Origin of the sequence: Bacillus sp. FSL K6-2819, from assembly GCF_038008305.1 — a bacterium.
GTDB lineage: Bacteria > Bacillota > Bacilli > Bacillales > Bacillaceae > Bacillus > Bacillus amyloliquefaciens.
In genome coordinates, this window is sequence record NZ_JBBOYV010000001.1 from 202,161 (window position 1) to 216,442 (window position 14,282).

Consider the following 14,282-nt stretch of genomic DNA (forward strand, 5'->3'; position numbering starts at 1 on the left):
ACAATATCCACTGCTATCTGTTGAAGAAACAATCGTTATTGCAGATGAGAGTTTGAAGGAGTTTTCTGGTTTGTTTATTTGAGTGATGGTGTTACTGAAAGGAAGTATGTGATTGCTGAGTTCAAGCTATTTCCAAATAAGAAGTCAGCATGATTGAAGTAGAACGTGAAGACAGAGCATTTTTCAACTTTAATATGTTTCATTAATAACCAGCAGAATAAAAGCTATTGTTATCCTCAAATTTTAAGTGGATTAATTGATAGTCATAGAACTAAAGTAATAATCAGAAAAATTTACTAAGAGGTAATGTTATGTATAAAGATATAGCAATTAATTGGGATGTGTTTCAATATAAATTTACTGAGAAGACTAGAGATGTATTTGAATATTTAGCTTATATACTTTTTTGTCATGAGTTTAAAATCGAAACAGGAATATTTAGATACTTTAATCAGCCATATGTGGAAACTTTACCTGTAACAACTGAAGAAGGATGTATTGGATTTCAGGCGAAATATTACGATGCAGGCACTAGTATTGCTGATAAAAAAACAGAATTAAAAAATGCTATTAAGGGCGCAAAAACTAAATACCCTGAAATTGATAGATTTATAATTTATACGAATAAAGAATTGAGTGCAAGTAGTAAGAAAGATACTGTAAAGCCTGAATATCAAACAGAAATTGAAGAATATGGACTTGAGAGAGATATTCTTGTGGAATGGAGAGTCAAAAGTAATTTCGAGATAATGTTAATGAGACCCGAATTGGAACTTATTAGAGATTATTTTTTTAATCCAGATTCAGGAATTAAAGGGTACTTAGCTCAAGTTAAACTTCATAGTCAAAGTAAATTAGAGAATATAAAGTCAACTATAAGATATAGAGACCAAATCATTAAAATAAATAAAAATAATGATTTTGATATCCACTCTTTTTATGAGTCAGAAATTCCATGTTTAATTATTTATGGTGAGGGGGGATCAGGTAAGTCGGGCTTTGCAAAAGATTTATTAGAAAATGAAAATAGAGCTAATATCGCTTTTAAAGCGACAGATTTTGATGTTACTACTTTTGCAGAGTTCTCAAGGAGATTTGGAGAGTATACTTTTGAAGATTATTTAAAGCTTTTCCAAGACGATGAAAATAAGGTTTGTTTGATTGATTCCACGGAAAAAGTATTAGTGATGAATAACCGAGATATATTTAATGAGTTTGTGAACTTATCGATTAAGTATGGATGGAAAATTATTTTTACAGTAAGGACAGTACACAAGGATAATTTTATTAATACTTTTTTAAATGGGGTAAGATATCAAGAATTAAAGATAGAGACTTTGTCAAAACAAGAATTACAATATTTATTAAAGGATTCAGATTTTCCTCTTCCGAAAGAAGAATCCTATATTAATCTAATTTGTAATTTGTTTTATCTGAATTTATATATTGAGATAGCTTGTGAAAGCGATAGCGATATTTTAACAATTGAATAATTTATAGAAAGTATATGGACGTATAAAATTAAAAATACTAATCATTATAGAGAGTTAGATATTCGTAGAGAAAAGACTATTTGTAATATTGTCCTATCTTGTGCGAATAAGGGTGTATATTACTATGAATATCAACTATATGATGATTCAGAAGCAATTGCGGCACTCAGGGAAGATGAAATAATATTCTATGATGAAGTTATGAGAGGATATTCCTTGAGTCATGATATCTACGAAGAAATTGTATTAAAACATATATTTGAAAATTTATATATTAAGAAAGAAGACTGTAAAAGCTTTTTTGAAGAGATTGGTGACAGTTTAGTTGTGAGAAAAAATCTTCGTTTATGGCTTAAAGATAAGTTGGTACAAAAAACTGAAGGTATTAAAGATTTTATTATAGAAGTATTTTATACAAGTAAAATTTCTTCAATTTGGCAAGATGAGATTTTGATAACTTTAATGAGCATTGAAGATAATCAAATTTCAATAAACTTTATAAAATCCATGTTAACTAGAGATGAATACAAATTATTATTCAGGGCAATATTCTTATTAAATACTACGTGTAGAATTATAAATAATGACTTTTGGAATAAAATTTTAACTTCTGAAGAACAAAAATCTGCAAATCTTTATAGATCCACAAAGCCAACTGGAGCAGGATGGGGTTATATTTTTAATTTCATCTATGAAAATCTAACAGCAATAGAATGGAAACCTCAAAATATAATGTTAGTTATTGAATGTTTATATAGTTGGACTTCACATAATGTAAAAGGCATTGAAACCAAACATGCAGGTTTAATTGCATTATATTTATACAATAAAGTAAAAGCTGATAAATCATTAATCTATAAGTTAAATGATAAAAAAATCGAGAAAATAAATAATGTAATATTATCAAGTGCCTGGGAAATTGACAGTGAGTTATCTATCATTGTAGAAGAGGTAACAACAGATACAGATTTTAATCATCTGCATAAATATTATGATTTGTGTGTGCAGGGATTAACTAATGTATACAATTGTGGAAATTTAGTTGACTCGAATCCTAAATTAGTATTTGATTTAGCAAATAAATATTGGTTTTTTAAAGACAGTATGTTTTATAGTCCACGTGAAATTGAAGATGCTTTTAAACTAAATGACTCAACTTCTCATGATTATTATCCATCAAGTGCCTTTCAAACTCCTATATTTAGACTATTGCAGTCTAGCCCTTGGGAGACAATAGATTTTATTATAGAGTTATTCAATAAGATAACCATAGATTACTCCAATTCGGAATTGGTCGAGAAGTATGATGAACTCTTAACAATTAAAATTAATCTATCTAATGGAAAAGAAATAGAGCAAGTAGCGAGCGAACGTTTATGGCTGATGCACAGAGGTACATATCCAGCTCCTAATTTACTTGAAAGTATCCTGATGGCGTTAGAAAGATGGTTATTACTTGTTTTCGAAGAAATACCAGGTGTTATAGAAAAGATTTGTATAAAACTATTAAGTTCTCAATCGGCAGCTCTAACATCAGTAGTAGTAAGTTTAGTGGAGGCATACCCTCAAAAGTTATTTAACATCGCATGCATATTAATTTCTTCCAAAGAGGTTTTTATATTAGATAACATCCGAGCTGTTAAAGAATTTGGTTCAAATTTTTTGAAGGGTGTAGTTCCGGCTAACAAATTGTATGAAGACGAGAGAATAAGGACCAATAATCAAGCTTTTAGAAAGAAAAGGCTAGAAGATGTAATTCTTGAGTATCAATTAAATTTAGAAAAACTACCTATTGAAGTTTTAGAGAATAGAAATAAAATTTTATATAGTCAACTCGATAAAGTGTTTGAGAAAATAGAGCAATTTGAGGAAGAATATCAATTCGTATACTATAGAATGGATATCAGAAAATTAAAGCTTGATACTGATAATTTTTTCGAAAAGGATGGACACACATATGCCTCTTTGGTGACAGAACTACCTGCTTCTCTAGTTGAAATTCATAATAAAACGGAAGAGAAAAACAGAAAAATATTTAATAGAAATGATTTGTATATGTGGTCAATTGCACGTTTTGAGCATAAAAGGGATAGTGAAAAGTATATAGACTATGAAAATAATCCTTTAAAAGCCTTAGGGGAAGCTAGAGAAATTTGGGAGAGTGAAAATAATGAATATTTTTATCTTCAGAAGTATGCTCCGATATATGTTTTCGCTATATTAATAAGGGACTATAAAGAATTAATTTCAGAAGATGACTGTCACTACTGTAAAGATAGTATTTTAAATTTTATTGAATTGAACATTGAAAGTGGGAATGTTATTCAAACAGGAAGTGGTTTTGAAGCGGCAATTTATATTTTGCCACTAATAATTTCTAATGAAGATATGAGTGACATATCTCTAAAGAAATCTATTGAATTACTTTTAATATTAATACTAGATTCTAATAAACTAGTAATTCAAACTTTTTCAACCAAAATGTGGGAAACAAATTTTAAAATAGCATCAGGTATTTTCTGTGGTTATGTTGAATTAAAACCTCTATATGATTCAGAGGTTAGAATATATAATGGAATTTCATCGATTGAATTTATCAATAAAAATCAACATGTAATAAATAATATTATAAAAAATGTCTATGCTATTCCTAATGATTTTTCACATTTAAGTTATAATTCGTTACTTAATTTAAATATGCTTTTGGCACCAACTAATGAGATTACTGTAATGAAATCAATAGAAATCGGAAAAAATATTTGGGAAATCTTATTTGAAAAACGACATAAAAGAAGAGAAGATGTTGTAGCAAATATAGAAACCGAAATGGAGTATATTAAATGGTTGGCAAAATATTTGATGTGTATATCATTAGAGGAACAAAAGAAATTAATAAGAGCTTTTGAACCATTTATAAATAGTTGTGAAAGCTTTGAATGGCTTTTAAGAGATATTATTCTTAAACAAGATGAAATGGATAAGTATGATGAGTTTTGGAATATATGGAATAATATTCAACCTATTATAATATCTTTATGTAAAAAAACAGAAGAAAGGGATAGAACCGTTTCTTCAAGAGAATATCATGATGATATTCATCAAATAGTTATAACTTATTTATTTGCATTCCACTGGTGGAACGATAAGATAAAATCTTGGCATTCATTAAAGAAGGATGACCATTTATTTTTTAGATATATAAGTTATGAATTAGGTTATAAGCCAGGTGTTTTGTATGCGATTGGAAGAGTTTTAAATACTGTTGGATATAATAATTATCTTTCACAAGGGATTGATTGGTTATATGAAATAATTAACAATAATCCGCATCTTGAACAAAAAAAGTTAGAAGTGAATACGGAATATTATATAGAAGAGTATATGCAACGATATATTTTAGAAAATAGATTGAGTTTCAAGAAAAAACCCGCATTACGTAATAAAGTGATAGTTGTTTTGAATTTTTTGGTCAATAGAGGTTCTACAGTTAGTTATATGCTAAGGGAATCTATTGTGTAGTAAAAATAGTTGAATGCTAACTTAAGATTATTATCTTTAAAAATAAATATAAAATAGTAGGAGTGTATTTAATGGTGAAATGTAAAGAATGTCAAGGCGCATGACAAATATGTCCTGACTTTACCGGTCAGCAGAACAAATATTGTTCAAAGTCACTATTTCTTTTATCTTTTGGTTGTTGTGATCGGGGCTGTAATATCTTATGGTATTTTCTTTGTATACAGCCTGAGTGCTGAGGAACCTGTTGACGGCATTTTGAATATTGTCTCTTTCGGAACGTTCATCGTTCTCTTTGCCGGTGCAATCGTTTATCCTCTTCTCTACATTATGGGCCCGGAAAAGTCTGATGCGATTGTGATTGGAGGTGCAATGGGAGGGCTTTTTACTACCTTTGGATTGCAAAGTGTCGTTGGTTATGTAACAGAAAAATTACCACTGTCATTTTTGCACATAAATCCTTCTTTATATGTCCCTATTATATATATCATTATCGGCGTTATATTATATATCATTTCTTTTTTCATTGCCGCAGCTATCTATCGTAAAAAAGAATTTACAACAGGATAAGGCATGGCACGGGCTCATAAATTTACTTAAATTCCAAGCAGAAAGCCGCCCGCACAATGGGCGGCTGTTCTTCTAATTAAAACTGCGTTGTCACATCGTACTCATAATCAATCTTCAATTTTACATTTTTCATAGTCGATTTAGCTGTTGCGAGTGTGTTGTATTTAAAATTCCAGATGCTTGCCGCTGTGAGGTTATCATCCAGTGTAATACCGTAATTTCCTTGTGTGGAGCTGTTTGCAAGTGCACGGTGCCACACTTTATTTTCTTCCGACATGATGTAGTGGCTTGTATTTCCTTGGCTTGGTGTTTGGGTTGCGGTGGTGTTGATTCTTTTCACTGTGGCGTCTCTTGGAATGCTTGTCTGTTTGGTTAAGTCGAGTCTAAGAGCAGTTGAATCTGATCCATTCGGACTGAGGCTTGTATTTCCATTATTTTCAGCTGTGCCGCTGAATGAGAAAGTCTCACTGCCGGATTTGATTCGGTCGTAAATGGAGAGTGTAAAGTACATATCGTCAGTGTAGGAGCCGCGGGACACTTTCACGTAGAACGTCTCGTTATTTTCTTTCGCATCTGTATTCGCATAGATAAAAGGCAGTGCCGTATCAGGATTTATCACTTCTGTGCCTTTACTGATCAGTACTTTATTTTTATTATAAATTTCAATGTCCATTCCCTTGTATTCACTTCTTGTTGAACTCCTGACATAAAGTCTTTCTCCCTTATTTGCCGTGAAAGTGAAATACGAATCTTTTTCCCCTTTTGGCAATATGGCAGTATCAATATTTTTATATTTCCAGTAGCCTACTGGATTGGCAGTTTCAAATGAATGATTTCCTGTAATGGCGCTTATTTGTAACGAGTTCTTTTGAGACGCAGAGGCTGAAGGTGAAGATGCAAACAATGCGCCTGATAAAACGATGACACTGACAAATAGAATCAATATACACTTCTTCATGGAAAAATCCCCCTTTTTGACTACATCATACATAAAAACATTAGCTATGTAAACATTTGTTATTTAAGGTTAAAATCTACTGGAAGACAGCCGATAAAAACACTAGAACATCATCTCAAGCGGAGGTTAAAAACATGCGCCTAAACGCTCGATATATAAAAAATCAAGTAATGGCTCAGCAAGTGCTTCAGCGGTATTCTTCCAAAACAAATGTGAAAGATGCGGCAAAAGGAACGGACAGCTTATTGATTCAGGCAGGCGGGAGCCGCGATCTGAGCCAGGTGAATTATTCAAGGAGCGGTGTCACTGAGAAAGGGAGCAGCCTGTCCCGTTTATATCAATCCGCAAATCAGAAAACCGTTACGGATACTGGGAATGAGACGGTGATTCAAGCCAATAATCCGTATGAGTCTGAGAGTGATATTGCGAGCAAGATTCTTAATGAGAAATACAGCCGTATCAACGAAATCAATAAACGAAAGCCTGATCCTTTAGGTTATATTAAGGACAAATATCAGCGTGCCAATTCGCCTTATTTCAGGAGTGATTTATCGGAATCAGAGCGTCAGGCCGCTTATCATAATGAAACGGAATGGCTGTTTAAAGGGAAAGCCCAAAGCTATGATTTTCGTGATGCGGCATTTCGGGGTGAAACGCTCAGCGGAGAGATTGAGGGAGAAAATGAAAAGGTGTTTCAGCGCGGGCAGGTCAATCAGCAGATTGAGATGCTTTTCCATCGGAATCATATTCAGATTCCGGAGGGCGCGAACCTTACATTTACGATATCACCGATTGATTATCTGTTAAAAGTGAGCGGAACGGACGATGAAGAGCTCACTAAGCAGATTGAAGCCGTCTTAAACTCTGGGGAAAACAGCAAAGAGCTGTTTGCGCACATCATTCGGAGCCGGAGTGATGATTCCTCGCAGTTTACGGCAGAAGCGTATGAGAAATATCAAGTCGTTCGGGAAATGTATGAGGTGACCGGCTATCATCTGAAAGACTTGCAGATTGTGAACGGAAAGTACGTCACAGAAGACGGCCGCGACCTTTTAGACGTCTATAAAGAAGCGCTGCAGCAAGATCCTTTGCTGAGACATACGGCCGCAGAAGCAGCCGCCCATTACGGACAGGGGCTCACGAAGCTGGCGAGAACGGGGTATGATGCCATTCCTGATTTGGTGCTGTCAATTGATTATAGAGACGGGTCTCTGCGTGACGTCGGCCAACGCAAGCAATACGGATCAGGGGATACGGACTGGCTTTCTGAATGGAAGCGGCAGCTGGGCGTGCGTATATAAAATTAAAAAGCTGACGAAATCTCTTCGTCAGCTTTTCTATATTCGTCTTCTTAAAATTCCTCATACTCCGCCGGGTCTTGGCCATTTATGCGTCCGTCCGCGCGGGTAAGCGAATCGATGATCTTCATGTCATTTTCATCAAGGGAGAAATCAAAAACGGAGATGTTTTCAAGCTGGCGCTCGGGCGATGCTGATTTTGGAATCGGGATGGCGCCCAGCTGGATATGCCAGCGTAAAATGACTTGAGAAATGGTTTTGCCGTATTTGTCCGCAATCTGTCCGAGTTTTTGATCGTTCAATACTTCTCCGGCGCGGGATAACGGGCTCCATGATTCTGTCACGATGCCCTGTTCCTCATGCCATTGACGCTGCTGCTGCTGATTAAAAGCGGGATGTAATTCAATTTGGTTAATGCCTGGCTTTACGCCGGTTTCACGTTCGAGCCGTTCAATGTGTTCAGGCAGGAAATTGCAGACGCCGATGGAACGGATCAGGCCCCATTTTTTCGCATCAATCAGTGCCTGCCATGCTTCCGTGTAGCGGTCTTGTTTCGGATTCGGCCAGTGGACAAGATACAGGTCATAGTAATCCAGACCGGCGCGATATAAAGATTCTTGGATTGTCTGTACCGCTTTGTCATATTCATGGTAGCGCCCCGGAAGTTTGGACGTCACGTATAACTGTTCTCTCGGAACTGAGCTTCTGCGGATGGCTTCACCGACCATCCCTTCATTTTCATAGTTATAAGCAGTGTCAATCAGGCGGTAGCCGATATCAATGGCGCTGTTGACGGCATGAACGCCGTTGTTCCCGTTAAGAGCGTATGTACCGAAGCCGATCGCGGGAATGCTTGTCCCATCCAGCAGTTTCTTTTGCGGAATTGCTGCAGTCATCATTAAATCCCTCCTTGGTTTCTACTTTACCATTAATCTTACAAATGAAACATAATAATGGAAGAAAGTGAGATGACCTGCACATGAAAAAAGCTGACGGAAAACCGCCAGCTTTATATTTGAAACATCCATGCAACGACGGGGCCGAAGACCGACCCTAATACGGCGCAGAGCGTCATGGAAACAGAACTCATGGAGACTGTTAATTCTCCGTATTCCATCGCTTTTGAGGTGCCGAGCGCATGGGAAGCGCTCCCGAATGCGATTCCTTTTCCGAGTGAACTGCGGATGCGGATCCACTTGAGAAGCAGCGGGCCTAAGATGACGCCGGAAAACCCTGCGATCATGACGAACACGACTGTCATGGAAGGGACCCCGCCGATTCCTGATGCGATTTGAATGGCGACCGGAGTTGTGATTGATTTTGGAATGATTGACAAAATCAAACTCCGGCTGATGCCGAACAGTTCTGCAAATAACAGGCCGCTGACCATTCCGGAGAATAAACCGGCCAGCACGCCGCCGATAATCGGAAACATATACTTGATTAACATACGGCGCTGCTTATAAAGCGGGTATGCCAAAGCCACCACGGCCGGGCCGAGCAGTGAATTGATCCATTGTCCGCCGATCATATACTCTTTATACGAAATATGAAAAACAAGCAGCACAGCGATTATGAAAATCGTAGTCGTCAGAACGGGTATGAGAAAGGGATAAGGAAAGCGCACATATAATTTCACCATGGCCAGATAGGCGGCGGCCGTGAACAAAATTATAAGGATTGCGATACATGTTTGCTGCACTTCTTTTTCTCCTTTCTCTGATTGGCTTTATGCTCTAACAGCTGGCTGGCGTACCCTGCGGCGATCATTGTGACGAGAGTGCTCAGCACAACGATCAAAAACAGGGCCACTCCGCTTGCGGAAAACAGTGACGGATAATTGATGACCCCCGTCATGGCCGGAATGAATAACAACGGAAGAAAAGACAGCAAAAATCCCGCTCCGTCTTCAATCATTTTGACGGGAATGATCTTAACCGATAAACATATGATGAGCAGGATCAAACCGATAATGCTGCCGGGAATGGGCAGATGACAGAGCTGCTGAATGGCTCCCCCGATAAAGGAAAATGCGAATAAAATAATGATTTGCAATATGATGCGTATGACTTTCACGACGATGCTGTTCTTTGGAGAAGAGCAGCTTCCCCCTTTCTTGTTGCTTCGGTAAGTTTCTTTACTTTTGGTGCATATATTTGTACTATACAAATATATGTATGCAAAAAATTTCTATATGTTTTCTGAGTAAATGTGCATATGTTTGTATTATACAACTAATATTGCTGATGTCAATTGTAAGGAGTGAAGCCGTTTGTCAAAACAAGATCCGATTGAATTAATTGAATATGAGCTCACCACTTTTATTAGGAGGGCTGTTTATCTTGATAACTCCGACCGCAAAATCGGAAATCTGGAAAGGGCCTCGTATTTGTTATTACGGCAGCTGGATGAATTCGGACCGGCGCGTGTGAAGGAATTGGCCGAATCCTTTAAGCTTGATATTTCTACATTGTCGCGCCAGGCCGCGGCCTTGGAGGCGAAGGAGCTGATCCAGCGTTTATCCGATCCTTCCGACGGACGGGTCAGTCTTTTTGCGATTACGAAGCTTGGCAGGCAGAGGTTAAAAGCTGATAAAAAGATGCGACTTGATCGATATGAGCGCATGCTTGATGATTGGTCCGGCGATGAAAAAGAAATGTTCGGCAGGCTTTTGCTGCGGCTGAATGAGGCATTTATCGATTAGTGAATGATTTTTCCCGGTTAAGCAGGATTATGGCGTATATGAAGGAGAATGGAAGAGGGAAGGCTTTACGCCATTCTGCTTTAGCAAAAATTTTATAGAATGGGGGGCGGAAAACATTTATCCCGGGAAATAGTGTTTCTCGGAGATTGCAGCTTTTATTATCTTAATATTCATAATTTATTAAAATGAAAACGCTTTAATTTGAGTATTCTGGTTTAGGGTGTAAGGTGTTTACCTGAAAAAAACAATTGTATTTTCCACGAAAATTTATTATGATGAGATAAGGAAATTAGAGATTATATAACAATAGGAAGATAGAATATTTCTAATATTGCGGGAAATGAAGATTGAGTTAGGTTCAAACAGGTGCACCTTCTGCTTCATTATTTCACATATATCTGAGCTGTTAAGAGGAGGAAGCGAAGTGGCAAACAAAGAATTAAAGAGAGGCTTAGGCGCGCGTCATATCCAGATGATTGCGCTGGGCGGCACGATCGGTGTCGGTTTATTCATGGGGTCATCCAGCACGATTGAATGGACCGGGCCGTCCGTTCTGCTTGCTTATGCGATCTCCGGTATCTTTATCTTTTTTATCATGCGTGCGATGGGCGAAATGCTCTATGTAGAGCCGAGTACAGGGTCGTTTGCGACATTCGGCCATAAGTATATACATCCGTTAGCCGGCTATATGACGGCGTGGAGCAACTGGTTTCAATGGGTGATCGTCGGGATGTCTGAAATTATCGCCGTCGGTTCGTATATGAAATATTGGTTTCCTGATCTGCCTGCATGGATTCCCGGCATTATCGCCATGGCCATTCTCGGTGCGGCGAATTTGATTTCGGTAAAATCTTTCGGTGAGTTTGAATTTTGGTTTGCCATGATCAAAATCGTAACCATTATTCTGATGATTGTTGCCGGAATCGGGATTATTTTCTTCGGTTTCGGTAACGGCGGCCATGCGATCGGATTATCTAATTTATGGTCGCACGGCGGTTTCTTTACAAATGGGTTTTCCGGATTTTTCTTTGCGTTATCACTGGTCATTGCGGCTTATCAAGGGGTCGAACTGATCGGGATTACGGCGGGGGAAGCGAAGGACCCTCAAAAAACGCTGCGAAGCGCGATTCAGAGCATTATCTGGCGGATTTTGATTTTCTACATCGGTGCGATTTTCGTTATCGTCACCGTGTATCCGTGGGATGAGCTTCACTCACTCGGCAGTCCGTTTGTTTCGACATTTGCGAAAGTCGGAATTACGGCAGCGGCCGGCTTGATTAACTTTGTTGTGATTACCGCTGCGATGTCCGGCTGTAACAGCGGGATTTTCAGCGCGGGACGCATGCTTTATACATTGGGCGTGAACGGTCAGGCGCCGAAATTTTTTAAGAAAGTTTCTTCGAGCGGTGTTCCGATATTCGGTACGCTTGCAGTATTAATCGGACTTGTGATCGGTGTCGTCCTGAACTATATCGCGCCTCCGAAAATTTTTGTCTATGTCTACAGCGCGAGTGTGCTTCCGGGAATGATTCCGTGGTTCGTCATTTTAATCAGCCATCTCGGTTTCAGAAGAGCAAAGGGCGCTGAGCTTGATAAGCACCCGTTTAAAATGCCTTTTGCGCCAGTGACAAACTATTTGACGATCGCTTTCTTATTGATGGTGCTGGTCGGCATGTGGTTTAACAAAGATACGCGGATATCTTTGGTCGTCGGGGTGATTTTTCTGGCGATTGTGACGGTCAGCTATTATGCGTTCGGCATTGGCAAGCGCATGCCTGATGAAGAATCGAAAATAGAAGACGCTGTATAACTCAAAAAGACACCTCTCTTAAAGGGGTGTCTTTTTCGGCTTGTCCGCGAGTGGTATACTGGATAAAAAAGCAGAACCGGGGGAAACATCGATGAGTCACTACCGTACGTTATTATTTGATATAGACAATACGCTGCTGGATTTTACCGCTTCAGAAACCGATGCTCTTCAAAAATTGTTTCAAGGTTCAAAGCTGGACCTGACGGCAGAGGTGGAGGCCCGTTATAAAGCGTTAAATCAAGGGTTGTGGAAGGCGTTTGAAGAGGGTGAAATGACCCGCGATGAAGTGGTGAATACAAGGTTTGCCCTTTTGTTTAAAGAATACGGCCTCGAAGCGGACGGCGTGCTGATGAATCAGACGTACCGCCAATACTTAGAAGAAGGGCACCAGATGATAGACGGAGCTTATGAGCTGATTGAAAGGCTGAGTCCTTCATTTGATTTATACATTGTGACAAACGGGGTGTCGCGATCACAATATAAGCGGCTGGGCGACTCCGGTCTGTATCCGTTTTTTAAAGATGTGTTTGTTTCTGAGGATACGGGTTTTCAAAAGCCGATGAAGGAATACTTTGATTATGTGTTTGCGAGAATTCCCGGTTTTTCTGCCGAACACGGGCTTATTATCGGCGATTCATTGAGCGCGGACATAAAAGGCGGTCAGATGGCGGGAATTGATACATGCTGGTTTAATCCCGGGAAGAAAGAAAATGAGTCCGGGATCATCCCGACGTATGAGATTCAATCGCTTGATGAGCTGTATGATGTATTGAAAGTAGAACGAAAAGCCGCCGCTCATCTGTAAGGAGAGGATTAGGATGAAGATTGCACATACGAAGTTACTGATCAGGGGTTTTGCGTTACTGTCCATCTTTCATACGATTCTTCAGCTTCCTTCCGGCCGGGGGGATCTGAAGGTTTTTTTGTCTGCACTCGTGGTGCTGCTGACGGCTAATGACTGTCTGCGGCCGATATATATGAAGAGACGGCCCGCCATATATCACGGATCTTTTCTTCTGAGCAACGTGATGGCAGGATTTCTGCTATACAATGTCTATTGTGCGGGAACGCAGGCCATAATGGTGCTTTTATTGGTGGAGGTCCTTATCACTGATCATCAGATTTCAGCTGTTTTGGTAACGGTGAACGCCGCCGCATTTGGCGGAGCTTTATATGCCGCCGGAGCGGGTGTCAGTGATATTGTGCTGCCATACTTCATCATGTTTGCGGTGATTTATTTATATCGGAAAAATCTGCAGGAGAAGTCGAAGGTTGAATTGCTGAACCGAGAGCTGAAGACGGCTAACGCCACATTGAAGGAATATTCGGACCGCATTGAGGAACTGGCCGTTACGAAAGAAAGAACAAGAATTGCGCAGGAGCTGCATGATTCGCTCGGTCATTATCTGGCTGCTCTGAAAATGAATTTGGAATTTGCCGGGAAGACAGCCGGGCATCAACTCATTCATAAGGCGCATGATCTTACGAAAGAGTCCATTTTGAAGCTACGCCAGGCGGTTACGCTGCTGCAGGGCTCTTTGTCGGGGCGGGAATTTGAACAAGCGCTCCGTGACATTTTCAGCCATTTTCAAGAGGCGGGAAGCATACGCTTCGAGCTTGAGATGGATGCAGCCATAGAGGCGGCACAGCCGGATGTGAAGCACTGTCTTTATCAATCCGTTCAGGAAACGATTACGAATGCGATGAAGCACGGACATGCTTCATATGTTTCCGTCCGGATTCAAAAAGACCGGAACATGATAGCGGCACATATTCATAATAACGGCTCAGCCTGCGGAACGATCATAAAATCAAACGGTCTGAAAGGAATTGAAAAAAGAGCGGCCGCACTTGGCGGAGAAGCCGTTTTCTCTTCCGGAAATGAAACGGGTTTTGACGTGAAAATAAGGATTCCGTGCAAGGAGGAATGATC

The 14,282-nt window shown here is 39.1% G+C and carries 11 protein-coding genes and 1 pseudogene; 8 read left to right on the forward strand and 4 right to left on the reverse strand.

Annotated features, from left to right (window positions below; translation table 11 throughout):
- Positions 1 to 311 precede the first annotated feature (311 nt).
- From MHH91_RS01155 to MHH91_RS01165, 3 genes and pseudogenes are all read left to right on the forward strand, one after another.
- Positions 312 to 1,493, forward strand: a complete 1,182-nt coding sequence (locus tag MHH91_RS01155; RefSeq protein ID WP_237701441.1) for a hypothetical protein — start codon at positions 312 to 314, stop codon at positions 1,491 to 1,493.
- Positions 1,494 to 1,709: 216 nt separating this feature from the next.
- Complete coding sequence (locus MHH91_RS01160) at positions 1,710 to 5,012, forward strand: hypothetical protein (RefSeq protein WP_237701442.1); 3,303 nt, start codon at positions 1,710 to 1,712, stop codon at positions 5,010 to 5,012.
- Positions 5,013 to 5,111: 99 nt separating this feature from the next.
- Positions 5,112 to 5,579: pseudogene (locus MHH91_RS01165) on the forward strand (ABC-2 transporter permease); the annotation flags it as partial.
- 76 nt (positions 5,580 to 5,655) lie between these two features.
- On the opposite strand, the gene MHH91_RS01170 reads toward MHH91_RS01165, so the two are convergent.
- The gene (locus MHH91_RS01170; protein ID WP_014471378.1) at positions 5,656 to 6,537 is read right to left on the reverse strand and encodes a hypothetical protein; all 882 of its coding nucleotides are present in this window, start codon (positions 6,535 to 6,537) and stop codon (positions 5,656 to 5,658) included.
- A gap of 134 nt (positions 6,538 to 6,671) precedes the next feature.
- Here MHH91_RS01170 and MHH91_RS01175 point away from each other — a divergent pair, with 134 nt between their 5' ends.
- Positions 6,672 to 7,838, forward strand: coding sequence for a DUF4885 family protein (locus tag MHH91_RS01175; protein WP_014471379.1), 1,167 nt, complete (start codon positions 6,672 to 6,674; stop codon positions 7,836 to 7,838).
- A gap of 50 nt (positions 7,839 to 7,888) precedes the next feature.
- Here MHH91_RS01175 and MHH91_RS01180 read toward each other — a convergent pair whose 3' ends face one another.
- The 3 genes from MHH91_RS01180 to MHH91_RS01190 form a co-directional block, all read right to left on the reverse strand.
- Positions 7,889 to 8,734: an aldo/keto reductase gene (locus tag MHH91_RS01180; protein ID WP_014471380.1), complete on the reverse strand. Its 846-nt coding sequence runs from the start codon at positions 8,732 to 8,734 to the stop codon at positions 7,889 to 7,891.
- A 110-nt stretch (positions 8,735 to 8,844) separates the two neighbouring features.
- Positions 8,845 to 9,537: an LrgB family protein gene (locus tag MHH91_RS01185; RefSeq protein WP_013350861.1), complete on the reverse strand. Its 693-nt coding sequence runs from the start codon at positions 9,535 to 9,537 to the stop codon at positions 8,845 to 8,847.
- A complete protein-coding gene (locus MHH91_RS01190; protein ID WP_014469649.1) occupies positions 9,507 to 9,911 on the reverse strand; it encodes a CidA/LrgA family holin-like protein in 405 nt (134 codons plus the stop codon). The genes MHH91_RS01185 and MHH91_RS01190 overlap by 31 nt, the downstream gene beginning before the upstream one ends.
- Before the next feature lie 196 nt (positions 9,912 to 10,107).
- Between MHH91_RS01190 and MHH91_RS01195 the strand changes: the two genes are divergently transcribed.
- The 4 genes from MHH91_RS01195 to MHH91_RS01210 all read left to right on the forward strand — a co-directional run bounded on the left by MHH91_RS01195 (position 10,108) and on the right by MHH91_RS01210 (position 14,280).
- Positions 10,108 to 10,539: a MarR family winged helix-turn-helix transcriptional regulator gene (locus tag MHH91_RS01195; protein WP_014469650.1), complete on the forward strand. Its 432-nt coding sequence runs from the start codon at positions 10,108 to 10,110 to the stop codon at positions 10,537 to 10,539.
- Positions 10,540 to 10,963: 424 nt separating this feature from the next.
- On the forward strand, positions 10,964 to 12,349 hold the full coding sequence (locus MHH91_RS01200) for an amino acid permease (protein ID WP_014469651.1): 1,386 nt from the start codon (positions 10,964 to 10,966) through the stop codon (positions 12,347 to 12,349).
- Between the two features lie 91 nt (positions 12,350 to 12,440).
- Positions 12,441 to 13,154, forward strand: coding sequence for a YjjG family noncanonical pyrimidine nucleotidase (locus MHH91_RS01205; protein ID WP_013350865.1), 714 nt, complete (start codon positions 12,441 to 12,443; stop codon positions 13,152 to 13,154).
- Between the two features lie 13 nt (positions 13,155 to 13,167).
- Positions 13,168 to 14,280 carry a sensor histidine kinase gene (locus tag MHH91_RS01210; RefSeq protein ID WP_013350866.1) on the forward strand — a complete coding sequence of 371 codons (1,113 nt, stop codon included), beginning with the start codon at positions 13,168 to 13,170 and terminating at the stop codon, positions 14,278 to 14,280.
- Positions 14,281 to 14,282 lie beyond the last annotated feature (2 nt).

Coding starts and splice junctions, on each gene's coding strand:
- MHH91_RS01155 (WP_237701441.1), top strand. CDS start 312: ATGTATAAAGATATAGCAATTAATTGGGATGTGTTTCAATATAAATTT.
- MHH91_RS01180 (WP_014471380.1), bottom strand. CDS start 8,734: ATGATGACTGCAGCAATTCCGCAAAAGAAACTGCTGGATGGGACAAGC.
- MHH91_RS01205 (WP_013350865.1), top strand. CDS start 12,441: ATGAGTCACTACCGTACGTTATTATTTGATATAGACAATACGCTGCTG.
- MHH91_RS01170 (WP_014471378.1), bottom strand. CDS start 6,537: ATGAAGAAGTGTATATTGATTCTATTTGTCAGTGTCATCGTTTTATCA.
- MHH91_RS01210 (WP_013350866.1), top strand. CDS start 13,168: ATGAAGATTGCACATACGAAGTTACTGATCAGGGGTTTTGCGTTACTG.
- MHH91_RS01175 (WP_014471379.1), top strand. CDS start 6,672: ATGCGCCTAAACGCTCGATATATAAAAAATCAAGTAATGGCTCAGCAA.